The organism is Afifella sp. YEN Y35 (assembly GCF_047553465.1).
Lineage (GTDB): Bacteria > Pseudomonadota > Alphaproteobacteria > Rhizobiales > Afifellaceae > Afifella > Afifella aestuarii.
In genome coordinates this window covers 3,077,980-3,104,557 of sequence record NZ_CP180203.1, presented here as the reverse complement: position 1 = coordinate 3,104,557, position 26,578 = coordinate 3,077,980, and the positions used below count along the sequence as shown (strand labels likewise).

At 63.5% G+C, this 26,578-nt stretch carries 14 protein-coding genes; 10 read left to right on the top strand and 4 right to left on the bottom strand.

Features of this window, described 5'->3' with window-relative positions:
* Positions 1-75: 75 nt before the first annotated feature.
* Positions 76-1,698, bottom strand: a complete 1,623-nt coding sequence (gene lnt / locus ACK8CP_RS14785; RefSeq protein WP_414832329.1) for an apolipoprotein N-acyltransferase — start codon at positions 1,696-1,698, stop codon at positions 76-78.
* A gap of 199 nt (positions 1,699-1,897) precedes the next feature.
* On the opposite strand from lnt, the gene dctP reads away from it, so the two are divergent.
* The 3 genes from dctP (at position 1,898) to ACK8CP_RS14770 (ending at position 7,237) form a co-directional block, all read left to right on the top strand.
* Positions 1,898-2,977 (top strand): TRAP transporter substrate-binding protein DctP, encoded by a 1,080-nt coding sequence (dctP, locus tag ACK8CP_RS14780; protein WP_414832328.1) that lies wholly within the window; start codon positions 1,898-1,900, stop codon positions 2,975-2,977.
* A gap of 66 nt (positions 2,978-3,043) precedes the next feature.
* Positions 3,044-4,621: a malonate--CoA ligase gene (locus ACK8CP_RS14775; RefSeq protein ID WP_414834275.1), complete on the top strand. Its 1,578-nt coding sequence runs from the start codon at positions 3,044-3,046 to the stop codon at positions 4,619-4,621.
* Between the two features lie 144 nt (positions 4,622-4,765).
* A complete protein-coding gene (locus ACK8CP_RS14770; RefSeq protein ID WP_414832327.1) occupies positions 4,766-7,237 on the top strand; it encodes a glycogen/starch/alpha-glucan phosphorylase in 2,472 nt (823 codons plus the stop codon).
* Between the two features lie 47 nt (positions 7,238-7,284).
* Here ACK8CP_RS14770 and coaBC read toward each other — a convergent pair whose 3' ends face one another.
* The 3 genes from coaBC to ubiE are packed head-to-tail and all read right to left on the bottom strand — an operon-like array spanning position 7,285 to position 10,909.
* The gene (coaBC, locus tag ACK8CP_RS14765) at positions 7,285-8,520 is read right to left on the bottom strand and encodes a bifunctional phosphopantothenoylcysteine decarboxylase/phosphopantothenate--cysteine ligase CoaBC (protein ID WP_414832326.1); all 1,236 of its coding nucleotides are present in this window, start codon (positions 8,518-8,520) and stop codon (positions 7,285-7,287) included.
* A gap of 40 nt (positions 8,521-8,560) precedes the next feature.
* Entirely contained in the window at positions 8,561-10,132 is a 1,572-nt protein-coding gene (gene ubiB, locus ACK8CP_RS14760; protein WP_234629933.1) for a 2-polyprenylphenol 6-hydroxylase, read from the bottom strand.
* Between the two features lie 27 nt (positions 10,133-10,159).
* Positions 10,160-10,909 carry a bifunctional demethylmenaquinone methyltransferase/2-methoxy-6-polyprenyl-1,4-benzoquinol methylase UbiE gene (gene ubiE / locus ACK8CP_RS14755; protein ID WP_234629932.1) on the bottom strand — a complete coding sequence of 250 codons (750 nt, stop codon included), beginning with the start codon at positions 10,907-10,909 and terminating at the stop codon, positions 10,160-10,162.
* A 120-nt stretch (positions 10,910-11,029) separates the two neighbouring features.
* Between ubiE and mutM the strand changes: the two genes are divergently transcribed.
* From mutM to glgX, 7 genes are all read left to right on the top strand, one after another.
* Positions 11,030-11,920: a bifunctional DNA-formamidopyrimidine glycosylase/DNA-(apurinic or apyrimidinic site) lyase gene (mutM, locus tag ACK8CP_RS14750; protein WP_414832325.1), complete on the top strand. Its 891-nt coding sequence runs from the start codon at positions 11,030-11,032 to the stop codon at positions 11,918-11,920.
* A 74-nt stretch (positions 11,921-11,994) separates the two neighbouring features.
* The gene (locus tag ACK8CP_RS14745; protein ID WP_414832324.1) at positions 11,995-12,768 is read left to right on the top strand and encodes an enoyl-CoA hydratase; all 774 of its coding nucleotides are present in this window, start codon (positions 11,995-11,997) and stop codon (positions 12,766-12,768) included.
* A 214-nt stretch (positions 12,769-12,982) separates the two neighbouring features.
* Positions 12,983-16,720 carry a bifunctional proline dehydrogenase/L-glutamate gamma-semialdehyde dehydrogenase PutA gene (gene putA / locus ACK8CP_RS14740; RefSeq protein ID WP_414832323.1) on the top strand — a complete coding sequence of 1,246 codons (3,738 nt, stop codon included), beginning with the start codon at positions 12,983-12,985 and terminating at the stop codon, positions 16,718-16,720.
* 157 nt (positions 16,721-16,877) lie between these two features.
* Positions 16,878-18,884 carry an alpha-1,4-glucan--maltose-1-phosphate maltosyltransferase gene (locus tag ACK8CP_RS14735; RefSeq protein WP_414832322.1) on the top strand — a complete coding sequence of 669 codons (2,007 nt, stop codon included), beginning with the start codon at positions 16,878-16,880 and terminating at the stop codon, positions 18,882-18,884.
* Positions 18,885-18,952: 68 nt separating this feature from the next.
* Positions 18,953-22,228, top strand: a complete 3,276-nt coding sequence (gene treS, locus ACK8CP_RS14730; protein WP_414834274.1) for a maltose alpha-D-glucosyltransferase — start codon at positions 18,953-18,955, stop codon at positions 22,226-22,228.
* Entirely contained in the window at positions 22,225-24,444 is a 2,220-nt protein-coding gene (gene glgB / locus ACK8CP_RS14725) for a 1,4-alpha-glucan branching protein GlgB (protein ID WP_234629927.1), read from the top strand. The genes treS and glgB overlap by 4 nt, the downstream gene beginning before the upstream one ends.
* 36 nt (positions 24,445-24,480) lie before the next feature.
* On the top strand, positions 24,481-26,556 hold the full coding sequence (glgX, locus tag ACK8CP_RS14720; protein ID WP_234629926.1) for a glycogen debranching protein GlgX: 2,076 nt from the start codon (positions 24,481-24,483) through the stop codon (positions 26,554-26,556).
* Positions 26,557-26,578 lie beyond the last annotated feature (22 nt).

The window sequence follows — 26,578 nt, the reverse complement described above, 5'->3', positions numbered from 1 at the left end:
CGGCCAATTTTTCTTGGGCTGATCATGCCCGCGATTGGGTCGGTTCGTGGCGTCCGATCACTTGGTAACCTAGGGTCACCGTTTCTGCCGGGAGGCCGTCTGAGTCAATGGTACGGGTGCGTTTTCTCGGCTGAGAGCCAAAAATCCGGCTGAAAAACAGATTAACAAGTGAATTAACGTAAATATGCCACCCCAGCGTGCAGCCAGGGGAATTTCAGCAGCTTCAGGAAGGCCGCCGGTGATGAACGTCTTGGCACCGAGCGCTGCGCTCACCCGGACGCGGCCATACGCGTCGATGATCGCCGAAATGCCGGTATTGGCGGCTCTCACGACCGGTATGCCCTCTTCCACGGCGCGAACGCGAGCCTGATGGAGATGCTGATAGGGCCCCGGAGTGTGCCCGAACCAGGCGTCGTTGGTGACGTTCAAAAAGAAACCTGGGCGATCGCCGTCGTCGGCGAGAATCTCACCAGGAAAGATAATTTCGTAACAAATCAGCGGAACGAAGGGCGGCGTCGACGGCAGAGTGAGAGTTCGCCGGCGTGTCCCGGACGAGAAGCCGCCGCCAAGCAGAGACAGCTGCCGAAGCCCGATGCGATCGAGCAAATCCTGCAGCGGAAGGTACTCCCCAAACGGTACTAGATGCACCTTGTCGTACGATCCAACGATCGTTCCGTCGCTGTCGACGAGGTAGATCGAGTTGAAAACCCGGCGACTGCCGTCCGCTTCGTTTTCAAGCCGCGCGGCGCCGGTGGCGAGATGGGCGCCCTGCGGCAGCAGCCTGCCGATGGCGGCAAGGGCCGCGGGCTCGTCCGTCAGGATGAAGGGCAGGGCCGTTTCCGGCCAGACCACCAGCGTCTGCCCGTCGAGGGGATGGCTGCCCGGCTCGGCGCTCAGCGTCAGATAATCCTGAAAGACGCGGTTCCGGTTCTCCGGCAGCCATTTCTGGGCCTGGTCGACCGCCGGCTGGACGATGCGCAGATTGATGCCTGGGACGCTCGCATCGGAGGCAGAGCCGAGGCGCACGAGCCCGTAGCCCGCCAGTGCCAGAACCACAGCCACCGAGAGGAGGGGTGCCACGTATTTGCGTCGTTCGCCGGTCAGGAGCGTGACGGGCGCGGCGAAGACGACGACGGCGAGAAAGCTCAAGGCATAGATGTTGGCAAGCGAAGCCGACTGCATCATCACTTCGCCGGCCGTCAGGGCATAACCCAGGGCGTTCCACGGGAAACCGGTGAAGAGATGGCCGCGCAGCCATTCGGCGCTGCCGAGCCCGAAAGCGAGCGCGAAGATCCGCCAGCTGCTGCTCGACCAGATGAGCCGCGCCGCCACGACCCCGAGGCCCCAGAGGATCGCAAGGCCCGCAGGCAAAAGCACGACGGCGAAGGGCATCAGCCAGCCGAACTGGTCAGCCTCGACGAGGAACGCCGATCCGACCCACCAGAGGCCGGCGAGAAAATAGCCGAAGCCAAACCACCATCCGGCCCCGAAAGCGGCCATCGACCGGCCGGTGCGGCCGGAAAACCGCGACGACACGGCGCCGTCGACAAGAAGGACTAGAACCGGCAGCGTCAGCCACAGGAGTGGGAACAGAAAGAAGGGCGCTTGTGCGAGGGCCGAAACCGCTCCGGCCGAAAAAGCGATGCCCCGTCGGCGCCACCCCCATGAAAGAATGATCGCCTGAGCGAGCCTATTCATGTGCAACTCGAATCGCTTGCCGGTGCGTTCGCGAGATGACGGCCTAAGCGGCGCGAAATCAAGCCGGGCTTTCCCCCTCCCGCCCTTCAATCGTCCAATTCGCCGCGGACGGTGCGTTTTCGTAACCATCGTCGGCCGATTTCAGCGCCAGAGCCCCAAAAGGTGCAAGGCCGTCGACGGAAGCCTGCCTGGAGCCTCGATGTTTTTTCAAAGAGCCCGTGCTTTCATTTCCTCCGTCCGTGCCGCATCTGTCCGCACCCGGCCTGTTCACCACGCTCTCGTCGCGGTTTTGAGCCTCGCCGGCCTCCTCGCCTCCGAATTCCCGGCCGCGGCGGCCATGCTCCGCACCGGCCAGGTGACGGCGGGCGGGGCGGAGAGCTTTTCCGGTGCGATGATCGACGAGCTCGAACGTGCGCTTCAGGACGAGAAGGCCGATCTCGTTTTGAGGCGCCTGGCGACGGGCGAGGCAGGGGACGGAAAGCCGGAGGCCTTCGAGCCCGAGGCTCTCTGGGACCGGCTCGCGACCGGCCGTGTCGATGTCGCGGCTCTGCCGCTCGCTGCGGCCACCTCCTCCGATCCGATTTTCGGGGCGGCGTCGATGCCCGGTCTGGCGCGCCGGCATGCCGATGCGGACGCCCTTGCCAGGTCGGCGTTTATGACCGACCTCAAGACCCATCTCGACAATGCCGGCATGATCGTTCTCGCCGATGCCTGGCTTGCCGGCGGTTTCGTCTCCTCCGGGGCCTGTCTTGAAGGGCCGCCATCGACGAGCGGCAAGACCCTGCATGCCGAGGGCGAGCCTCTGCGCACCGTCCTGACGAAATCCGGAGCGTCGGTGGCGCGGGCGCCGCGTGCGCGCCTCGCTGCAGCCCTTGCGGGCGGGGTCATCGATGGCGCGCTTGCCTCGTCCTCCGTCCTTGCCGACCCCGAACTGGCGCGTGCCGCCAAATGCCTGACTGCGCCCGGCAGCGACGCTCTCTGGTTCAGCTATGAGCCGATCGTCATCGCGCGTCCGAGCTGGGAAGCCTTGAGTGAGGACGAACGTGCCGCCCTCAAAGCGGCGGGCGAAAAAGTCACGGCCTGGGCTGCGCGGGAATCCCGCGCCCAGGACGATCGGCTGGTGCAGATGTATCGGAAGGCGGGCGCCACGGTGGAAGAGATGCCACGTTCCGCGCTCGACCAATGGCTGGCCGTCGCAGTGGAATCGAGCTGGCGCGATTTCGCGCGCGACGTGAAGGACGGCAAGCGTCTTCTCGCTGAAGCGATCACGGGCGATTGAAAGCCTTTGAGGCTGCGGCCGCGCCACCTCTTGTTCAAAAACGCGTGAGCTGCCTGAATGGCGGTCATGGATCGCAATCTCTACACCCGTCTTGCCGCCCTTTTTCCCGCCGCGACCAAAGCCGCGCCCTTTGCGCGCCTGACGGACGGGCGAAGGCTGACCTATGCCCACGTGGAAAAAGGCTCCGCCCGCTTTGCCAACGTGCTCGTCGAGCTTGGGGTCAAGCCCGGCGACCGGGTCGCCGTCCAGGTCGAAAAGAGCATCGAGGCGGTGCTTCTCTATCTCGGGACCGTTCGCGCCGGGGCTGTCTTCCTGCCTCTCAACACCGCCTATACGCCGGCCGAGGTCGCATATTTTCTGAAAGATGCCGAGCCGGCGCTCTTCGTTTGCGATCCGGGTAAGGCGGAGATCCTCTCACCGGTCGCGGAAGAAGCCGGGGCCCGGCTTGAGACGCTCGGTGTGCGCAAGAAGCGCGAAAAAGCCTCGGGCAGTCTCGATCGCCTCGGTGTTTCGGCCGGTGATCAATTCAAGACGGTGGCGCGAGCCGACGACGACCTCGCTGCGATCCTCTACACCTCCGGCACGACCGGCCGTTCCAAGGGCGCGATGCTGAGCCACGACAACCTCGTCTCCAACGCCCTCACCTTGACGGATCTTTGGCAGTTTTCCGGAGACGACGTCCTCCTCCACGCGCTGCCGGTCTTCCACACCCACGGTCTTTTCACGGCGTGCAATGTCGTTCTTGCCGCCGGGGCGTCGATGATTTTCCTGCCCCGCTTCGATCTCGACCTGGTGATCGAGGCGCTGCCGCAAGCCACGGTGATGATGGGGGTGCCGACTTTTTATACCCGTCTTCTTGACGATCCGCGCCTTGTGCACAAACTGGTGCAGGAAGTACGACTTTTCATTTCCGGTTCCGCACCTCTCCTGCCTGCAACCCATGCTGCCTTTCTCGAACGGACCGGCCATGCCGTCTTGGAACGCTACGGTATGACGGAAACGAGCATGAACACGTCGAACCCATATGAGGGCGACCGCCGGCCTGGAACGGTCGGCCTGCCCTTGCCAGGCGTCGATCTTCGCATCGCCGATCCGGAGACGGGCTCGCCGAAGAAGATGAGCGGGATCGGTGTCATCGAAGTGAAAGGACCGAACGTCTTCAAGGGCTATTGGCGCATGCCGGAGAAGACCGCGGAGGAATTTCGTGATGGGTGGTTTCGCACGGGAGATCTCGGCCTGATCGACGAAGCCGGCTATGTCCACATCGTCGGGCGGGCCAAGGACCTGATCATTTCCGGCGGTCTGAACATCTATCCGAAGGAGATCGAAATTGTCCTCGATGCCTGCGCCGGCGTTATGGAATCAGCGGTCATCGGGGTTCCGCATCCCGATTTCGGGGAGGCGGTGATCGCGCTTGTCGTTCCCGCGCCGGGGGAAGCGCCCGAAGCAGAGAAGCTGAGCGCCGCCCTTGTCCAGAAACTCGCAAGCTTTAAGCAACCGAAAGCCCTTATTTTCGTGGAAGACCTGCCCCGCAACGCCATGGGGAAGGTCGAAAAGAGCAAGTTGCGCGCGCAATTCAGTCACGTGCTGCAGGAAATTGAGGCAGGCAAGGACCGGCCGATTCCTGTAGGCAAGCAATCATAGGGTGGTTTGCCCCGGGGATTGCGACGCCACGAACACAAACGTCATTGAACCCGCCCGGCCGGTCAGCTGTCACGGCCGTTTGTGTGGGTGACAACTTGCCTCGAAGCGCAGACGCGTCGGGCGACAATCGCGAGGAGCGCGATCATGAATGCAGCGACAGCCGTCACTCTTTCGCGCCGCATCGAGGATGCGGAAGATGTGAAAAGGCTCATCATCGAGAAGCTGAAATATGCGGTCGGCAAGGATCCGGAGCATTCGGTCCGGCAGGACTGGAGCGCGGCGCTCATTCTGGCGGTACGCGATCAGCTTGTTGATCACTGGATGGCCTCCACCCGCCGTGCCTACGAGCAGGATCAGAAACGGGTCTATTACCTGTCGATGGAATTTCTGATCGGTCGGCTGCTCAAAGACACGATCATCAATCTCGGGCTCGAAGCGCCGGTGCGCGAAGCGCTGACGGAGCTCGGTGCCGATTACGACGAGATCCTGCGCTCAGAACCTGACGCAGCCTTGGGCAATGGCGGTCTCGGGCGCCTCGCGGCCTGTTTCCTCGATTCCATGTCGACCCTGGGCATTCCGGCCCATGGCTATGGCATCCGCTATGAGAACGGTCTCTTCCGCCAGTCGATTCGCGACGGCTGGCAGGCGGAAGAGCCGGAGGACTGGCTGGTCACCGGCCACAATTGGGAGTTCGAGCGCCCCGAAGTCGTCTACAACATCCCCTTCGGCGGCGAGGTCATCACCACGCCGGAAGGCAAGGCGGTCTGGCACCCGGCAGAGGTCATGCTGGCCGCAGCCTACGACACGCCGATCGCCGGCTGGCGCGGGCGCCACGTCAACACGCTCAGGCTCTGGGCTGGCAAGCCCGCCAAGCGCGTCGATCTCGATCGCTTCAACCGCGGCGAATATCTTTCCGCGATGGAGGCGGCGGTGCGCGCGGAGACGGTCTCGCGCATCCTCTACCCGGACGACACCACCGAGGAAGGCAAGAACCTCCGCCTGCGTCAGGAATTCTTCTTCACGTCCGCATCGCTGCAGGACCTTCTGCGTCGCTATCTGTCCTCGCATGACGACATCATGAAGCTTCCGGAGAAGGTGGCGATCCAGCTCAACGACACGCATCCCGCGATAGCGGTTGCTGAGCTCATGCGCCTTCTCGTCGACACGCACGGCCTGTCGATGGAGGTGGCGTTCCAGATCACCCGCAACACGCTCTCCTACACCAACCACACCTTGATGCCGGAAGCGCTGGAGCGCTGGTCCCTGCAGCTCTTCGGCTCCGTCCTGCCGCGCCACCTCGACATCATTCGTTGGATCGACGAGCAGCATCTGCGAACGGCGGCCGCCGCCAAGCGTACGCTCGATCTGGAACGCGTGCGCATCGTCGACCACACCAACGGCCAGGGCGTGCGGATGGGACATCTCGCTTTCGTCGGCAGCCACCGCGTCAACGGCGTCTCGGCCCTGCATGCGGATCTGATGAAGCAGACCGTCTTCCACGATCTCGATTCGCTCTATCCGAGCCGCATCCTCGGCGTCACCAACGGCGTTACGCCGCGCCGCTGGCTGCATTCCTGCAACAAGCCGTTGAGCGATCTCCTGATCGAGACCATCGGCGAGGATTGGATCGGCGATTTGGAGGCCATCGAAGCGGTGGCGCCCTATGCGGAGGATGCCGCTTTCCGCGAGCGCTTCCGAGCCGCCAAGCACGAGAACAAATGCCGTCTGGTGGCGGAGATCCAGAGCCGCGTCGGCATCCATGTCTCGCCGGACGCGATGTTCGACGTGCAGATCAAGCGCATGCACGAATACAAGCGCCAGCTCCTCAACATCATGGAGGCGGTGGCGCAGTATTTTGCCATCCGCAACGATCCGGCGGCCGACTGGACGCCGCGCGTCAAGATCTTCGGCGGCAAGGCCGCGCCCGGCTATGAGATGGCGAAGCTGATCATCAAGCTGATCAACGACGTCGCACGGGCCGTCAACAGCGACCCCGTCGTCGGCGACCGGTTGAAGGTCGTCTTCCTGCCGAACTACAACGTCTCGACCGCCGAGCGCATCATCCCCGCCGCCGACCTCTCCGAGCAGATCTCGACGGCAGGTATGGAGGCCTCCGGCACCGGCAACATGAAGCTGGCTCTCAATGGTGCCTTGACCATCGGCACGCTCGACGGCGCGAATGTCGAGATCTGCGATCGGGTCGGGCGCGAAAACATCCATATCTTCGGCCTGACTGCGGAGGACGTCGCCAATTATCGCATCTCCGGCTACGATTCGCGCGCCGTCATCGACGGCAACGAGACCCTCAAGACGGTTCTCGATGCGATCGGCTCAGGTGTGTTCTCGCCGGAGGATCCGAACCGCTTCCGGGCCATCGTCGACCGGCTCTCCTATGACGATTATTTCTTCGTCACGGCCGATTTCGCCGCCTATCTCGACGAGCAGCGCAAGGTCGATCGGGCGTTCATGGACAACGAAGACTGGACGCGGCGGACGATCTTGAACACGGCGCGGGTCGGCTGGTTCTCCGCAGACCGTGCCATTCGCGACTACGCCCGCGAGATCTGGAACGTCGAGACGCCTTCGGCGGAAGAGATCAATCAGGGCAGCGAGTAGCCGACGAGATGTGAAAGCCCGGCCGCGATCGGCGCGGCCGAGGCGCCTCACATCCTGGTGGAAAGCTCCGCGCCGAGCCGTGCGACGAGCCGCTCCGCCACGGCCTCCTTGCTCATCCGCGGCCATTCTTCGTGGCTGGCAGGTCCGATGAGCTGCACGGCGTTTTCCGTGCCGCCCATGATGCCAGTTGCGGGCGAGACATCGTTGGCGAGAATGAAGTCGCAGCCCTTGCGCTGAAGTTTGGCGCGGGCATGGGCAACGACGTCGTTGGTCTCCGCAGCGAAGCCGACGACGAGGCGCGGACGCCTCTCGTGCCGTGAAAGCGTGGCCAGGATATCCGGGTTCTCCACCAAGGCGAGGGCCGGAGCGCCCGATTGCGTCTTCTTCAGCTTGCGTTCCGCTTCTTCCGCCGTACGCCAGTCGGCGACGGCCGCGGCGAGGACGGCGATGTCGACGGGAAGCGCGGCTTCGACCGCCGCAAGCATCTCCCGGGCCGTTTCCACCGCCACGAGGTTCACACCCTCAGGTGCCGGGATCGTGACGGGGCCGGAAACGAGCGTCACATGCGCACCCGCTTTGGCGAAGGCGGAGGCGATAGCGTGCCCCTGCCGCCCAGAAGACCTGTTGGCGAGATAGCGCACCGGATCGATCGGCTCATGCGTTGGGCCCGAGGTCACGAGCACGCGCCGGCCTGAGAGCGGCCGGGCATCTGCCGGAGACGTTCCGGCCTCGCCGCCGAGGCGCCGTTCGATCTCTGAAAAGATCGCCTGCGGCTCGCTCATCCGGCCTTCGCCGCTCTCGTCTCTTTCCGCCATTTCCCCGGCTTCCGGGCCGATGAAGCCGTATCCATCGCTGTGAAGCTGCGCGACGTTGCGCCGTGTCGCCGGATGCGCCCACATCCTCGGATTCATGGCAGGGGCGAGAAGCACAGGCTTGTCGCTTGCAAGCAGCACCGCGCCTGCGAGATCGTCGGCAAGGCCAGAGGCAAGCCGTGCCAGCCGGTCGGCTGTGGCCGGCGCCACGACGATGAGATCCGCCTGCCGCGACAGGCGGATATGCCCGATATCTTCCTCCGCCTGGCGGTCGAAGAGTTCGCTGAAGACCGGTTCATGGCTCAAGGCGCCGACGGCGAGCGGCGTGACGAATTCCTGTGCCGCCTTGGTCATCACGGTGCTGACCGAGGCCCCCGCCTTCTTCAAGAGGCGGATGAGCTCCAGGCATTTGTAGGCGGCAATCCCGCCGCCGATGACGAGCAGGATGCGCTTGTCTTTGAGCTTCGTCATGCCTGCCGCTCCGTCGAAAAGGCCGCTTGCCCAGGCCGTCTTAGCGCCACACAGAGGCGACGGCCATGACGACGAGCGCAAGCCCACCGAGCCGAACCGCCCAACGCGTCCAGAAAAGCTCGTGCGTGCCGGCGTCGGCGAGCCGGTCCACCGTCTGATCATCGAGCTTGATGCCGCCGGCGGAGAACGCCGCGAGCCGGTCGACGGCCGATTCCACGCGTGTCAGCGTGTCCGGCAGGTGTTCGACGAACTTGCCGATCTCGCGCAAGGAATCGGCTGCTTCCTCAAGCCGCCCGACGGGACCGAGATGGCGTGAAATCCATTCCGTGACGACGGGATCGGCCGCCGCCCACATGTCGAAGTCTGGGTCGAGGCGCCGGGCAACGCCCTCGACCACGACCATGGTCTTCTGCAAGAGGATGAGCTCTGGCCGCGTCTGCATGTTGAAGAGGGCCGTCACCTCGAAGAGGAGACCGAGAAGCCGCGCCATGGAAATTTCGCTCGCGCGCTGGCCGTGGATCGGTTCGCCGATCGCTCTGAGCGCCTGCGCAAAATCTTCCGCCGAATGGATCGGCGGCACATAGCCGATCTCGATATGCAGCTTGGCGATCTTGAGATAATCGCGCTTGATGAAGCCGTAGAGGACCTCGGCGAGGAAGCGCCGCTCCTTTGGCCCGATGCGCCCCATAATGCCGAGATCGACGGCGACGAGACGTCCTTCCCGGTCGACGAAGAGATTGCCCTCGTGCATGTCGGCGTGGAAGAACCCGTCGCGCAAGGCATGGCGCAGGAACGACTGCACGACGATGCGGGCGAGGTTCTGGCGATCGATTCCGGCCTCGATGATGCCCGCCGTATTCCGGAGCTTGATGCCGTCGATCCATTCCATCGTCAGGACGTCGCGGCCGGTATGGGCCCAATCGACGGCCGGCACGCGGAATTCCGTTTCCCCGATGATGTTTTCCGACAGCTCCGAATAGGCTGCAGCCTCGAGCCTGAGATCCATTTCCAGGAGCACGGTGCGCTCGAGCGATTGCACGACGGCGACAGGCTTCAGCCGTTTGCCCTCCGCCGACAGTCGCTCCAGGAAGCGTGCCCCCGCATAAAACGTCTCCAGATCGCGCTGGAAGCCGCCCCGCACATGTGGGCGCAGGACCTTGACGGCGACCTCCCGCTCCTCGCCGTCGACGACGCGTGTGGCGTGGTGGACCTGGGCGATGGAGGCGGCCGCCACGGGCTCTGAGAAAGAGGTGAAAATCTCCTCCACCGTGCGGCCGAGATTGATCTCGATGATCGCCTTCGCCTCTTCCGTCGGGAAGGGGGGCATCTCATCCTTGAGGCCCGACAGGGCTTCGGCGGCATCGTTGCCGACGATATCCGGCCGCGTCGCCAGAAATTGTCCCAGCTTCACATAGGACGGACCGAGCCGGTGAAGACGGGCCGAAAGGCGCCGGCCGCGCTCGGCATCCGAAAGCCCGCGCGGCTCGAAAAGCCGCGCGAAACGCACGAAACGGGCCGCGACCGGCGGCACTTCGTCGACATCGACGAAGCCGAGCGCGCCGGCGCGGACGATATGAAAGCCCGCCTTTGTGAGGCGGATGAGATTGAGCACGCTATGCGACCTTAGAACTTTATCGCGTTAGAGCTTCCAGCCCGAATGCAGGGCGACGACGCCGGTTGTATAGTCACGATAGCTGACGCGCTCAAAGCCGGCGTCGGAGATCATGCCGGCGAAGCGCTCCTTGTTCGGGAAGACGCGGATCGATTCCACCAGATATTGATAGGATTCGCGGTCGCCGGTGACGACCTGCCCGATCATCGGAATGACGCGGAAGGAATAGGTCTCGTAGAGCTGCGCGATCACCGGCGTGGAAACCGGCGTGAACTCCAGGCAGAGAAAGCGTCCGCCGGGCTTCAGGACGCGGTAGGCCTCCGACAGCGCCTTGTCGAGGCGCGGCACGTTGCGGATGCCGAAGGCGATCGTATAGGCGTCGAAGCTCTTGTCCTCGAAGGGCAGTTCCTCGGCGTTGGCTTCCGCGTAAGAAAGGTTGGTGTAGCCGTGCTTCTCGGCCCGCTCGCGGCAGACTTCCAGCATCGAGCCGTTGATGTCGGCAACCGTGATCTCGGCGTGACCGCGGGAGCGGTCGGAGATACGAAAGGCGATGTCGCCGGTACCGCCCGCCATGTCGAGAACCCGGTAGGGCCGTCCTGAATGGGGCGGGGCGAGCCAGGAGACCATGGCGTTCTTCCAAAGCCGGTGCAGACCGCCCGACATCAGATCGTTCATGATGTCGTAGCGCCGGGCGACCGAATGGAAGACGTTGTCGACACGCCCCTGCTTTTCCTCCATCGGCACCTCTTGGTAGCCGAACTGGGTCTTTTCACTCATAGCTGATCCTCTGGACAAATCCGGAGGCGCCGGTGTTGCGGCGCGGTTGCCGCGGACCATAACGAAAGCCTTGGCGACACGCCATGCGGCGTGACGCGGAAAGATGAAGGATAAGTGGCGATGCCGGAATTGCCGGAGGTGGAGACGATCAGGCGCGGACTGGCGCCGGTTCTGGAAGGGCGGTCGATCGAGAAGGTCGAGTTGCGTCGTCCGGATCTGCGGTTTCCTCTTCCGCCGGGCTTTGCTGCTGCGCTCGAAGGCCGCCGCATCGACCATGTCGGCCGCCGCGCGAAATATCTTTTGGTGGAAACCGACATCGAGGCCGGTGGCCCGATTCTCATCATGCATCTCGGCATGACCGGTTCCTTCCGCTTCGAGGGATCCCTCAATCTGACGCCGGCCGAAGGGCGCTATTTCGACAACAAAAAGAAGACCGTCCACGATCATGTCGTGTTCCACTTGGATGGTGGTCTCGATCTCGTCTTCAACGACGCGCGCCGCTTCGGCTTCATGGCCCTCGGCGAAGCGGGCCATTTGGAGGAGCATCCGCTCTTCGCCCATCTCGGACTGGAGCCGACCGGCAATGCTCTCTCCGCCGCGCTGCTCGCGACGAAATTCGCCGGCCGCAAGGCGCCCTTGAAGGCGGTGTTGATGGATCAGAGCGTCATCGCCGGGCTCGGCAACATCTATGTTTGCGAGGCGCTGTGGCGCGCGCGGCTGTCTCCACGGCGTGCGGCCGGAACCTTGGTGCGCCAAGATGGGGAGCCGAGCGCGCGTCTGACACGGCTGGTGGAGGCGGTCCGCGCCGTCATTGCCGATGCGGTCGCCGCGGGCGGCTCCTCTTTGCGCGATTACGTCCAGGCCGACGGCTCCGTCGGCCGCTTCCAGGAGAGCTTTGCCGTCTATGACAGGGAAGATTTCCCGTGCCCGCGGCCGACCTGTTCGGGTGTGGTTTCCCGTATCGTGCAATCGGGCCGGTCGACGTTCTATTGCCCTGCCTGCCAGAGGTGAGGCCAAGGTTGCCTTGCCGCTTTTGCGCAACCGCTTTACGGCTATCGCCAGGGAAACGTCAGTCAGGAGGGGGCATGGCCTACGATTATATTCTGGTGGAGCGGCGCGGACGCGCCGGGCTCGTCACCTTGAACCGCCCGAATGCGCTCAATGCCTTGTCGGCCGGTCTCGTCGCTGAACTCAATGCAGCACTCGACGAATTCGAGGCGGACGACAAGATCGGTGCGATCGTCATCACCGGCTCCGAAAAGGCTTTTGCCGCGGGTGCCGACATCACCGAAATGAAGGAGCTGGATTTCGTCACCGCCTATCGCGACGATTTCATCTCCGAATGGGACAAGGTCGGCCAGCGCCGAAAGCCGTTGATCGCGGCTGTCGCCGGCTATGCGCTCGGCGGGGGCTGCGAGCTCGCGATGATGTGCGATTTCATCATCGCGGCAGAGACGGCGAAGTTCGGCCAGCCGGAAATCAGCCTCGGCGTCATTCCGGGTTCCGGCGGAACCCAGCGTCTCACCCGCTTCGTCGGCAAGGCGAAAGCAATGGATATGTGCCTGACCGGGCGTCTCATGGAGGCTGACGAGGCGGAGCGCGCCGGCCTCGTCTCCCGTGTCGTGCCCGTCGGGGATGTCCTGGAAGAAGCGGTGAAGGCCGCCCAGAAGATCGCGTCCTTCTCTCTTCCCGCCGTCATGATGGCGAAGGAAAGCGTCAATCGCGCCTATGAAACGACGATGGCGGAGGGCATTCGCTTCGAACGTCGGATCTTTCAGGCCCTGTTTGCGACCGAAGACCAGAAAGAAGGCATGCTTGCCTTCACGGAAAAGCGCTCGCCGCAATTCAACAACCGCTGAGCATCCCGCCGAGCCGTCCTGGCGCCGTTATGCGCGCCGGGACAGGGCAGGAATCTCTCAGGCGGCCTCTTCTCGTCAGTGAAGTCTCGGCCGCCGCGATTTCGCGGGTGATCAGGCCCGACTTGGTATTTCGGTGAGTTGAAAAGAAGTCCTATTTGCGGGCAGCATTGCGGAAGGTCACCGACCCTTACCCATTCTGCCTTCCGGAGCCTCCATGGCCACTGATTCTCGTATTGCCATCCGTCGCGCGCCCTATGAAGACGAGGAGGCGGTGGTCAGAAGCCGTCTCGCCGCGATAAATCTCGACGAAGCGGCACGCAAGCGCGCCGGCGCCAAGGCAGCGGGGATGGTGTCGGCCCTGCGGGCCGATCCGGCGCCGCATCTGATGGAGCGCTTTCTCTCCGAATATGGTCTCTCCACCGACGAAGGCGTGGCGCTGATGTGCCTCGCCGAGGCTTATCTCCGCGTGCCGGATGCGCATACGCTCGATGCCCTCATCCGCGACAAGATCGGCGGTGCCGATTGGGGCAGCCATCGCGGGCAAAGTGAATCGCTTTTGCTGAATGCCTCGTCCTGGGGCCTGATGCTGACCGGCCGCCTTTACGGATCGGAAGGGCAGGACGAGCAGACCGAGGCGCATCTCATCCATACGATGCGCCGCATGGTGCAGCGCGTCGGCGAGCCGGTCGTGCGTGCCGCCGTCGCGCAGGCGATGAAGGTGTTGGGCGCGCAATTCGTGCTCGGGCGCAACATCGAGGAGGCTCTGCGCCGCGCCGAGCCGATGCGCGCCAAAGGCTATCGCTATTCCTACGATATGCTGGGCGAGGCGGCGCGAACGCGCGAAGACGCCGAAGCCTATTTTCGCTCCTATTCGAACGCGATCAGCGCCATCGGCAAGGCCGCCAAGGCCGAGCGTGTCACGGACAATCCGTCGATCTCGGTGAAACTCTCGGCGCTCCATCCGCGCTATGAGACGGTGCAGAAGGAGCGGGTTCTGGCCGAGCTCGTACCGACGCTTGTCCAGCTGATGCGCCAGGCGAAGGCCGCCGGCATTGGTCTCACCGTCGATGCGGAAGAGGCCGACCGTCTCGATCTCTCGCTACAGGTGATGGAACAGGCTCTGTCGGAGTCCGAATTCGCCGATTGGGACGGCTTTGGTTTCGTCGTCCAGGCGTTCTCGAAAGCCTCCCTGCCGGTCCTTCACTGGATCGTGGATCTGGCGGAGCGTCTCGACCGCCGCTTTGCCGTGCGCCTCGTCAAAGGCGCCTATTGGGATTACGAGATCAAACAGGCGCAGATCCTCGGTCTTGCCGCCTATCCGGTCTTCACCCGCAAGCCATCGACCGATGTCTCCTATCTCGCCGGCGCGAGCTTTCTGCTCGCGCACTGTGACCGTATCTTCCCCCAGTTCGCCACGCACAATGCCCATACGGCCTGCTCCATTCTGGAGATCGCGCCGCCCGACGCGCGCTTTGAATTCCAGCGTCTGCACGGCATGGGCGAGGCGCTGCACGAACGCCTGAGGAAAGAGACGGGCCGTCCCTGCCGCATCTATGCGCCGGTTGGCATCCACAAGGATCTGCTTGCCTATCTCGTCCGCCGGTTGCTCGAGAACGGCGCTAATTCCTCCTTCGTCCATCAGCTTCTCGACGAGGACGTGCCGGCGGAAAAGCTGGTCGAAGACCCGATTTCGCTGGTCGAGCAGGCAAAGCCGGTCGCCCATCCGCTGATCCCGCTGCCGCCCGACATCTATGAGCCGGAGCGCAAGAACTCCAAAGGCTGGAATCTCAACAATCCGCTCGATCTGGAGGCGCTGTCCGAAGCCATGAGGCCGTTCGAGGCGGCGGAATGGCGTGCAGCTCCCGTGATCGGTGGCGACGAAAGCCCCGGCAGCGCGCGAGATGTCTTCAACCCGGCGCACCCGGCCGAAAAGGTCGGCGTTGTCGTGGATGCGGATGCGGAAACCGCCAGACACGCCCTTGGCGTCGCCGCCGATGCGGTGGCGGCCTGGCAGGGGATCGGGGCGGATGCGCGCGCCCAGATTTTGGAGCGCGCCGCGACGCTTTATGAGGAGAACGCGGCCGAACTCATCGCGCTTGCCACCCGCGAAGCCGGCAAGACGCGTCTCGACGGTGTGTTGGAAGTGCGCGAAGCCGCAGATTTCCTGCGCTTTTACGCGAACGAGGCGCGCCGGCTCTTCTCCGAAGGCGGTGCAAAGCGGCACGGCCGCGGGGTTTTCGTCTGCATCTCGCCGTGGAACTTCCCTCTGGCGATTTTCACCGGTCAGCTTTCGGCCGCGCTTGTGGCCGGCAATGCCGTCGTCGCGAAACCCGCCGAGCAATCGCCTCTGACGGCTGCAAAGGCCGTGGCGCTTCTGCACGAGGCGGGCGTGCCGAAAGGCGTGCTCAATCTCGTGCCGGGAGAGGGCTCTGTGGTGGGTGCCGCGCTCACCTCCGATCCGAGGGTCGGGGGCGTCTGTTTCACCGGCTCGACGGACACGGCGATCTTGATCGACCGGGCTTTGGCGAAAGCGGGTCCCGTGCGCGCGCCGCTCGTCGCGGAGACCGGCGGCCTCAATGCGATGATCGTCGATTCGACCGCGCTCCCGGAGCATGCGGTCCGCGATATCGTGCAATCGGCCTTCCAATCGGCCGGACAGCGCTGTTCGGCGCTTCGCGCTCTCTTCGTGCAGGAGGACGTCGCACCGACGCTCTTGAAGATGTTGAAGGGGGCGACCGAAGAGCTCGTCATTGGCGATCCGTGGGATCCCGCGACCGACGTCGGGCCGGTGATCGATGACGAAGCCCGGCAGACGATCGAAACCCATGTGGCAAAGCTCACAAGCGAAGGTCGGCTCCTCTTCACCCACGAGAAAATGCCGGGTGAGGGCAATTTCGTTGCGCCCGTGGCGCTTCGCCTCGATCGTTTCGACGAGCTCGAGCGCGAGATCTTCGGGCCGGTCCTTCACGTCATCACCTTCAAGGCGAAGGAGATCGATGCGGTCGTGGCGGCCATCAACGCGTCGGGTTATGGCCTGACGCTCGGCATCCATTCGCGCATCGACCAGCGGGTGGAGCGCATTTGCGACCATGCCCATGTCGGCAACATCTATGTGAACCGCAACCAGATCGGTGCGGTCGTCGGCGTGCAGCCCTTCGGTGGCGAAGGGCTATCCGGTACCGGTCCGAAGGCCGGTGGCCCGCATTATCTTGCCCGCTTCACACGGCCGGTCGAGGTGACCGCCGCTCCGCTTCAGGGCGACGAAGAGCGGCCGCAGGTCGCCGCCCTGGCTCCCGCCGATCTCGCGACCCTGCCGGATATGAGCGAGTGGGAGGCGAACTCCGCCCGGATCATGGTCCTGGCGAGCGCCGCCGGTGAATTGCCGGAACCTGCCCGACAAGTTGCGCACGAGGTGATTGAGGCGGCGCGGCCCGAGATTGCCGGCGTCGTGGCGTTGCCGGGCCCGACGGGCGAGGCCAATCGCCTGTCTCTGCATGGCCGCGGGCTGGCGCTTTGTCTGGGCGCCCCACTGGCTGATGAAAGCCCGGCCGATGAGGATGGAGCACGGTCGGGGGCGCTTCTGGCGCAGGTCGTGACCGCACTCGCGGCGGGCAATCGCGCGGTCGTGCCGGCCGGTCTCGTCGATGCCGCCGTGGTGGCCTTCAAGACGGCTCTGGAACGTGTCGGCGCCCCGGCCGGTCTCGTCGTCGTGGTGGAGGGCGAGCCCGTGGCGCTTGCCGCTGGCCTTCAAGGGCTCGGCCTCGTCGCGTATGAGGGCGGCGGCACGCTGGCGAGAACGTTGCGCATCGCCCTGGCCGAACGCCAGGGCGCGCGGCTGCCGCTTCTGTCTCTCGCGGACGGCGTGGCGGCTTTCGCCACCGAGCGCGTCGTGTCGATCGACACCACCGCTTCGGGCGGAAATGCGACGCTTCTGACACTTGCCGGCAGTTGAGGGAGCTTGCAGGCAGAACGCTTGCAACTCTCGACCGACTCCCTCGTTAGCCTAGGCAACAGGCTGGACCTCGCTCCGGCCTGACCTAGCTCGAATTGTATCGCCGGCGGCCTTCCGCCGGTGGCGCCCTATTGGAAACGTCCAAGCCGACAGGATCATGGAACAGGCTCTCAAACCCGCCGATCGCCTGCTGCACGCCCTCGCCGACAACCGCATCGCCATCGAGGCGGTGACGCCCGAGATCGACGGCGGCCGCTTTCCCGCCAAAGCCGCCATCGGGGAAGTCGTGGTCGTGGAGGCAGATATCTTTTCCGATGGCCACGACCTCATCGACGCAGCGCTTCTGACGCGCCGAAAGGGTGACAAGGCGTGGTCTGAAACGCCGATGCGCCTCTATGAGAACGATCGCTGGCGCGCCTCCTTCGTACCCGTCGAGAACACGACCTACGAATATACCGTGATTGCCTGGCGCGATCTCTTTCGCAGCTGGCGTTCCGACGTTTCAAAAAAGAAGAATGCCGGCCAGGATGTGACCTCCGAACTCAAGGAGGGGCTGCATATTCTGAAGAAGGCTCTGTCTGAAAGCGACCGGCTCGATCCCGAAAGGCGGGCAAGGCTGCAGCGCGTCACCGAAGATATCGCCCGCCTTGCCGATCCGGCCCAGCAGTTTTCCGTCCTCATGGGCGAGGATCTTCTCGGCCTGATGACGGCCGGCGGACCGCGGAGCAACCTTTCGTATTACCTGCGGCTCCTCGATCTCTTCGTCGACCGCAAGCGCGCCGCCTTCTCAAGCTGGTACGAGCTGATGCCGCGCTCCCAGTCCGGGGATCCTGCCCGCCATGGCACCTTCGACGATGTCATCGCGCAGCTCCCGTACGTGCGCGATCTCGGCTTCGACGTGCTTTATTTCCCGCCCATCCATCCGATCGGCAAGACGAACCGCAAAGGGCGCAACAATTCGCTGACGGCGCGTGCCGACGATCCCGGCAGCCCCTATGCCATCGGCTCCGAGGAGGGTGGTCACAAGGCCATCCATCCCGAACTCGGCACGTTTGAGGATTTTCACCGTCTGGTGAAGGCGGCGGCGGAGCACGGGCTGGAGATCGCGCTCGATTTCGCCATCCAGTGTTCGCCCGACCATCCCTGGATCAAGGAGCATCCGGAATGGTTTGATTGGCGTCCCGACGGCACCATCAGGTTCGCCGAGAACCCGCCGAAAAAATACGAGGACATCGTCAACGTCCATTTCTACCGCGATGCCATCCCTGGGCTCTGGCACGAATTACGCGATACGGTGCTGTTCTGGGTCGAGCACGGGGTCAAAATCTTCCGCGTCGACAATCCGCACACCAAGCCTCTGCCGTTCTGGGAGTGGATGATCGCCGAAGTGCGCCGCCGCCACCCCGACACGATCTTCCTGGCGGAAGCCTTCACGCGACCGAAGATGATGAAGCGTCTCGCCAAGGTCGGGTTCAGCCAGTCCTATTCCTACTTCACCTGGCGCAACAACAAGGCCGAGCTCACGGACTATCTGACGGAGCTCACCACCGAGGAATGCCGCCATTACATGCGGGTGAACTTCTTCACCAACACGCCGGACATCAACCCGTTCTATCTGCAGAACAGCGGACGTGCCGGCTTCCAGGTGCGGCTCTTCCTGGCGGCGACGCTTGCCACGAATTACGGCATCTACTCAGGCTATGAGCTCTGCGAGGCCGCGGCGATGCCTGGCAAGGAAGAGTATCTCGATTCGGAGAAATACGAGATCCGTGCCTGGGATTGGGACAGGCCTGGCCACATCAAGGACGACGTGCGCCGCCTCAATGCCTGGCGCAGGGCTCATCCGGCTCTGCAGCAATTCACCAATCTGTCGTTCTACAACGCCTACAACGACAACATTCTCTACTACGGCAAATACACCGACGATCTGTCGAGCTTCTTACTGTTTGCCGTCAACCTCGACCCCTTGAACGCGCAGGGCGCGCATTTCGAGGTGCCGCTTTGGGAATTCGGGCTGTCTGACGATGCGCCGATCATGGCCGAGGACCTCGTTCTCGATCGTCGCTTCACCTGGCAGGGCAAGATGCAACATGTCTGGCTCAACCCGTCCGAGCGCACCTATGCGGCCTGGCGCCTGATTTCGCCTCAAGAGCGGCTCACGTGAACGCAGGTCCGACAGAAAACATGCAAAAATCCAATCGTTCCGAGCGCCCCCATCATCGCATCGACGGAGTGATCGATCGCTCCGACACCGAATGGTACAAGGACGCGATCGTCTATCAGCTGCACGTCAAAGCGTTTCTCGATTCGAACGGGGATGGTGTCGGTGATTTCGGCGGTCTTCTCGAACGCCTCGATTACATCGAGAGCTTGGGCGTCACCGCGATCTGGCTCCTGCCGTTCTATCCCTCGCCCTTGCGCGACGACGGCTACGACATCGCGGACTACCGCGCGATCAATCCGTCTTACGGCACGATGCGCGATTTCCGCCGCTTCGTGTCGGAGGCCCATCAGCGCGGCATTCGGGTGATCACCGAGCTCGTCATCAACCACACCTCCGACCAGCATCCCTGGTTCCAGCGGGCGCGCAACGCAAAGCCCGGATCGGCGGCGCGCAATTACTACGTCTGGAGCGACACCGATCAGAAATACCAGGGCACGCGGATCATCTTCCTCGACACGGAGACCTCCAACTGGACCTGGGATCCCGTCGCGGAAGGGTTCTTCTGGCATCGCTTCTATTCCCACCAGCCGGATCTCAACTTCGACAATCCGCGGGTGATGAAGGAAGTGCTGTCGGTGATGCGCTTCTGGCTCGATATGGGGGTCGACGGGCTCCGGCTCGATGCCATTCCCTATCTCGTGGAGCGCGACGGTACCAACAACGAGAACCTGCCGGAGACGCATGTCGTCCTGAAACAGATCCGCAGCGATCTCGACGAGAATTACTCCGACCGGATGCTGCTCGCCGAAGCCAATCAATGGCCGGAGGATACGCGTCCCTATTTCGGCGAGGGCGACGAATGCCACATGGCGTTCCACTTCCCTTTGATGCCGCGCATGTACATGGCGCTGGCGCAGGAGGACCGCCATCCGATCACCGATATCATCCGTCAGACGCCGGAAATTCCGGATCCCTGCCAATGGGCGATTTTCCTGCGCAACCACGACGAGCTGACGCTCGAAATGGTCACGGATACGGAGCGCGACTATCTGTGGCGCACCTATGCGTCTGATCAGAAGGCGCGCATCAATCTCGGCATCCGCCGCCGTCTGGCGCCGCTCATGCAGAACGATCGCCGCAAGATCGAATTGATGAATGCACTCTTGTTGTCGATGCCGGGCACGCCCGTTCTCTATTACGGCGACGAGATCGGCATGGGCGACAATTACTTCCTGGGCGACCGCGACGGCGTGCGCACGCCCATGCAATGGTCGGGCGACCGCAATGGCGGTTTTTCGCGCGCCAATCCGCAGCAGCTTTATCTGCCGCCGGTGCAGGATCCGATCCACGGCTATGAAGCGATCAATGTCGAGGCGCAGCAATCCGACCCGTCATCGCTTCTGAACTGGATGCGGCGCATGGTGACCGTGCGCAAGCAGCACAAGGTCTTCGGCCGTGGCGAGATGACCTTCCTCTATCCGGGGAACCGGAAGATCCTCGCCTATATCCGCAGTTATGAAGACGAAGACATTCTCTGCGTCGCCAATCTTTCCCGCTCCGCCCAGGCCGTCGAGCTCGACCTGTCGCGTTTCCGTCACCGGGTTCCGGTAGAGCTTTCCGGCCATTCCGCTTTTCCGGCGATCGGTGAATTGCCCTACATGCTGACGCTGCCCGGTTACGGCTTCTTCTGGTTTCTTCTCACCGAGGAGACGGACGTGCCGCAATGGCACACGCCCGCACCTGAGGTCATGCCTGAATTCATCACCGTCACCACGCGCGCCGATTTGAGTGCCGCGCTCTCCGGCCGCGACGGCCGCCAGCTCGAAGCCCAGGCGCTGCCTGAGTTCCTGCAGCGCCAGCGCTGGTTCGCCGGCAAGGGCGGCACCATTGACGGGGTTTCGCTGTCGCCTCTGACGAGCGTGGCGGAGGGGCGCACCGCCATTGCGACCGTCGACGTGACGCTTCGCAACGAGGAGACGCAGCGTTACTTCCTGCCGCTCTCCGCGCTGTGGGGCGAAGAGAACCTGCATTTCGGCGCACCGAAACTCTCCTACACGCTGGCCAAGATCAGACGGGGTCCGCGCGTCGGCGCGCTTGTCGATGCGGCTTTCGACGAGGATTTCGCAAGAGCGCTGTTGAAGGCTATGGCGGCCGGTGAGCCGGTCGCCGCCAAGGACGGCGAACTCGTCTTCGCCGGTCAGGCCGATCTTGCAGAAGCTGCCGAGGAGACGGATGTCCGTCCGCTTGGCGTCGAGCAGTCGAACGTCTCCGTCATCATCGGCGACCGCGCGCTCCTGAAGGTCTATCGCCGGCTGCGCGAGGGCGATCAGCCCGAGGTCGAAGTCGCGCGTTTCCTCACCGATGTCGCCGGCTTCGACAACACGCCGCAGCTCCTTGGAACGGTCGAATACCGTCCGAACGACGGTGAGCCGACGGCGCTTGCCGCGGTCTTCTCCTTTGTGCGCAATCAGGGCGACGGCTGGGCCGTTCTCGTCGATGCGCTCGACCGCGATCTGGAGGCGACGGCGCTCAATGCGGTGGCCGCAGCGGAGACCGGCCCGGCGGCAGCCCCGATTCCTTTCGGGCATCCGCTCGACCTGCCGATGACTATGGGCCTGCGCACGGCCGAAATGCACGTGGCGCTCGCCGCCGAAACCGATCTGCCGGCTTTCAAGGTGGAGCCCTTGGAGCAGGAGGATGTGGGCGCGATGGCCGTCGATGTCGCAAGCCTTGCCGACCAGGCGATCGAGCGGCTCGAGGCGATGGCGGCGACGCTGCCCTCCGAAACGCGCGAGATGGCGGCCGACCTCGCCGAACGGCGCGGGGCGCTTCAGGCCGAGCTGGAAGCGCTGGCGTCCAGCCCTCCGTCGGGCGGCAAGTCGCGCATCCACGGCGATTATCATCTTGGCCAGGTCCTCGTTTCCCAGGCCGATATCGTCATCATCGACTTTGAGGGTGAGCCGCAACGCTCGCTCGCGGAACGGCGCGCGAAGTCCTCGCCCCTGCGGGACGTCGCCGGCATGCTGCGCTCCTTCGACTATGCCGCAGCCGCGGCCGAACGTCAGTTCCTGGCACGGCATATGGAGGTGCCCGAGGCGATCCGTGAACGCGCCCAGCAATGGCGCGACAAGGCCATCGCCGATTTCCGTGCGAGCTACTTTGCCCGGATGGAAGGCGTGTCGACACTTCCGAACGACGAGGCGGCGGCAGAGCGCCTCTTGCGGCTCTTCCTCCTGCAGAAGGGCTTTTACGAGATCCTCTATGAGGCGGCAAATCGCCCCGATTGGATCGACATTCCGCTGCGCGGCGTTCTTAACCTGATCACCACTGAGGCAAAGCTATGAACACCTGGCGCAAAGAGATCCTGATCTCCTTTCCGGAGATCGACCGCTCTGCGATCGCTGCGCTGATCGAAGGGCGCCATGGCGACCCGTTTTCGCTTCTCGGTCCGCACCGGGCCTCTGCCGGCCTGAGCATCCGTACGTTTCATCCCGGTGCTGAGAGAGCGGAAATCCTCAGCATGGCGGGCGATGAGGTCCTGGCTCAGATGGAGCGGCTCGAGGCGGGCTTCTTTGCGGCCCTGCTCGAGGGGCAGGATCCGAGCCTTCCTTACCGCATCCGCTTCTATGCCGGCGATCAATCCTGGACCGTCGACGATCCCTACCGCTTTCCGCCGATTCTCGGCGAGCTCGATCTGCACCTCCTCTCGGAGGGCAGCCACCGCCGCCTCTACGAGAAGCTCGGCGCGCATCCGACCACGATCGACGGCGTTCAAGGCACGACCTTTGCCGTCTGGGCGCCGAACGCGCAGCGTGTGTCTGTCGTCGGAAGCTTCAACGAATGGGATGGGCGCCGCCACGTCATGCGCAAGCGTGTCGAAAACGGTGTCTGGGAAATCTTCCTGCCGGGTATCGGGCCGGGCCAATACTACAAATACGAGATCCTCTCGCCCGAAGGGCGGCTTCTGCCGCTGAAATCCGACCCCTTCGCCTTCTCTCAGGAAGTGCCCCCTTCGACCGCCTCGCGTGTGACGGGTCTCCCCGACCGCCAATGGCACGACGAGCACTGGATGCAGACCCGGCGCGCGCGCAACGATCGTGCCCAACCGATCTCGATTTACGAAGTGCATCTCGGTTCCTGGCGGCGCGGCGAGGGCAACACCTATCTCGATTACGATGAGCTGGCCGATCAGCTCATCCCCTATGTGAAGGATATGGGATTCACGCATATCGAGCTTTTGCCGATTTCCGAGCATCCCTTCTCCGGCTCCTGGGGCTATCAGCCGATCGGGCTCTATGCCCCGACCTCGCGCTTCGGTTCGCCAGAGGCGTTCGGCCGCTTCGTGGAGCGCTGCCACGCTGAAGGCATCGGCCTCATCATCGACTGGGTGCCGGCGCATTTCCCGACGGACGAGCACGGTCTCGCCCGTTTCGACGGCACGGCCCTTTATGAACATGCCGATCCACGCCAGGGCTTCCACCGCGACTGGAACACGCTCATCTACAATTTCGGCCGGCGGGAGGTGCGCAACTTCCTGGAGGCGAACGCTCTTTACTGGATGGATGAGTTCCACATCGACGGACTGCGCGTCGATGCCGTGGCCTCCATGCTCTACCTCGATTACAGCCGCGAGCCGGGCGACTGGGTCCCGAATGTCCATGGCGGCCGCGAGAATCTCGAAGCCATCTCGTTCCTGCGCGACACCAACACCAATGTCTTCGGGGGCTTCGAGGGTGCAACGACGTTTGCCGAGGAATCGACCGCCTGGCCGGGCGTGTCGCGGCCTGTCGAAACGGGCGGCCTCGGTTTCGGCTACAAGTGGAACATGGGCTGGATGCACGACACGCTCGCCTACATCCACAACGACCCGGTGCATCGCCGTTACCATCACCATCAGATGACGTTCGGCCTGCTCTATGCGTTTTCGGAGAACTTCGTTCTGCCGATCAGCCACGATGAAGTGGTGCACGGCAAGGGCTCGCTCCTCGGTAAAATGCCGGGCGATGAATGGCAGCGCTTCGCCAATCTCAGAGCCTATTTCGGCTTCATGTGGACGCATCCCGGCAAGAAGCTGATTTTCATGGGCTGCGAGTTCGCTCAGGAGCGAGAGTGGAACCACGATCAGTCGCTCGACTGGCATCTCCTCGGCGGCGAGGGACATGCAGGCATGCAGCGGCTCGTGCGCGACCTCAACCATCTTTACCGCGATCTGCCGGCACTCCATCAGCGTGATTGCGAGCCGGCCGGGTTCCAGTGGATCGACGCGTCCGATGCCGATCAGAGCGTCTTTTCCTATCTGCGTCGCGGTGAACGCGGCGAGGATGTCGTCGCCGTCATCTGCAATTTCACGCCGGTCGTGCGGCACGGCTATCGGGTCGGACTGCCCTTCCAGGGCCGCTGGCAGGAATGCCTCAACACCGATGCGGGCGTCTATGGCGGCTCCAATGTCGGCAATGACGGCGAAGTTCGTGCAGAAGAGGTCGGATGGCATGGTCAGCCGGCATCAGCGGCTCTCACCCTGCCGCCGCTCGCCGTGATCGTCTTGAGATACCAGCCCTGAACTCTATTTCGACTTTCTTTTTAGAAGGATCAATGCATGTCGCGGCTTCGCGTGAGGCCCGGTACGCCCCATCCATTGGGGGCGACCTGGGACGGCTCTGGCGTCAATTTTGCCCTCTTTTCGGCCCACGCCGAAAAGGTTGAGCTGTGCCTGTTTGACCGGCAGGGACGACGCGAGCTCGAACGCATCCCGCTGCCCGAACATACCCATGAGGTCTGGCACGGCTATTTTCCGGACCTGCGTCCGGGCCAGCTTTACGGCTACCGCGTCTACGGGCCGTATGAGCCGAAGGCCGGCCATCGCTTCAATCCGCACAAGCTTCTGATCGACCCCTACGCGAAGGCGCTCTACGGCGAGTTGCGCTGGCACGAAGCCTGTTTCGGCTATCGCGTATCCTCGTCGCGGGGGGATCTTTCCTTCGACCGACGCGATTCGGCGCGGTCGATGCCGAAATGCGTGGTTATCGACCCGGCCGTGACCTGGGGCGCGGATGTGGCGCCGAAGACGCCCTGGTCGGATACGATCATCTATGAGGCCCATGTCGGCGGCATGACGGCGCTGCATCCGGAAATTCCGGGACCGGTGCGCGGCACGTTTGCGGGTCTCACCGATCCGGACGTCATCGATCACCTGGTCAAGCTCGGCGTCACCGCGATCGAGCTGATGCCGGTGCATGCCTTCTTCGACGACGAGTTTCTGGTGCGCAAAGGCCTGTCCAACTATTGGGGCTATAACACTGCGGCCTTCTTCGCCCCGGCGCCTCGCTTCATCTCTCCCGGCGCCAGCATCCATGAATTCAAGACCATGGTGCGCAAGCTGCACGAGGCGAACATCGAGGTGATCCTCGATGTGGTCTACAACCACACCGCCGAAGGCAATCGGCTCGGCCCCACCTTGTCGTTCCGCGGCATCGACAATGCGAGCTATTATATTCTCGGCGACGATCCCCGCTATTATTTCGACACGACCGGCACCGGCAACACGCTCAATCTGCGCCATCCGCGCGTTCTGCAGATGGTCACGGATTCGCTGCGCTATTGGGTCGAGGAATGCCATGTCGACGGCTTCCGCTTCGATCTCGCGACGGCGCTCGGGCGCGACCGCGACACCTTCCACAACGATGCGGCCTTCTTCGACGCCATCCGCCAGGATCCGGTCCTGTCGCGCACTAAGCTGATCGCCGAGCCCTGGGATATCGGGCCGGGCGGCTACCAGCTCGGCAATTTTCCTCCCGGCTGGACGGAATGGAACGGCGCCTACCGCGATGTGGTGCGGTCCTTCTGGAAGGGCGACGACGGCATGCTTCCGGATCTCGCCCGCAGCCTTCTCGGCTTTGCCGATCTCTTCGAACATCGTGGCCGCAAGCCGTGGGCGAGCATCAACCTGATCACCGCGCATGACGGTTTCACGTTGAACGACCTCGTCTCCTACAACGACAAGCACAACGAGGAGAATGGCGAGGACAGCCGCGACGGGCACGACGACAATCGCAGCTGGAATTGCGGCGTCGAAGGTCCGACGGACGATCCGGCCATCCTGCAACTGCGCGATCAGCAGCGGCGCAACTTCCTTCTGACGCTTCTCCTGTCCCAGGGTACGCCGATGATCGTCATGGGAGACGAGCAGGGGCGTACGCAGAACGGCAACAACAATGCCTATTGCCAGGACAATGAAACGAGCTGGATGAAGTGGGCCGACCTGCCCGAACGCGATCTTGCCTTGCGGGATTTCACCGCGGCCGCGATCGCCTTCCGCAAGGCCCATCCGCTCCTGCGCCAGACCCGCTTTCTGCACGGCGAGGAGGTTCCCGGCCGCGACATCCCCAACGTGCAGTGGCTGAAGCCCGAGGGCGGCTTCATGGCTGCGGAGGACTGGCAGGATGGTTTGCGCAAATGCATCGGCCTGATGCTGTGTGACGAAGGCACGAGCTGCGTGTTGATCCTCATAAACGCAGCGCCGAACGATTTGAGCTTCCGACTGCCGGCGGCCAAGGGCGTGGAGATGTGGCAGAGGCGGCTTGAAACAGTTCACGGCGACGTTGGCGGCGCGGAATTTGCACCTGACTCGGAGGTGACGATGACGGCGCGCTCGATGATCCTTCTCGAGGGATGATCCTCCGTGAAAACTGACCAAA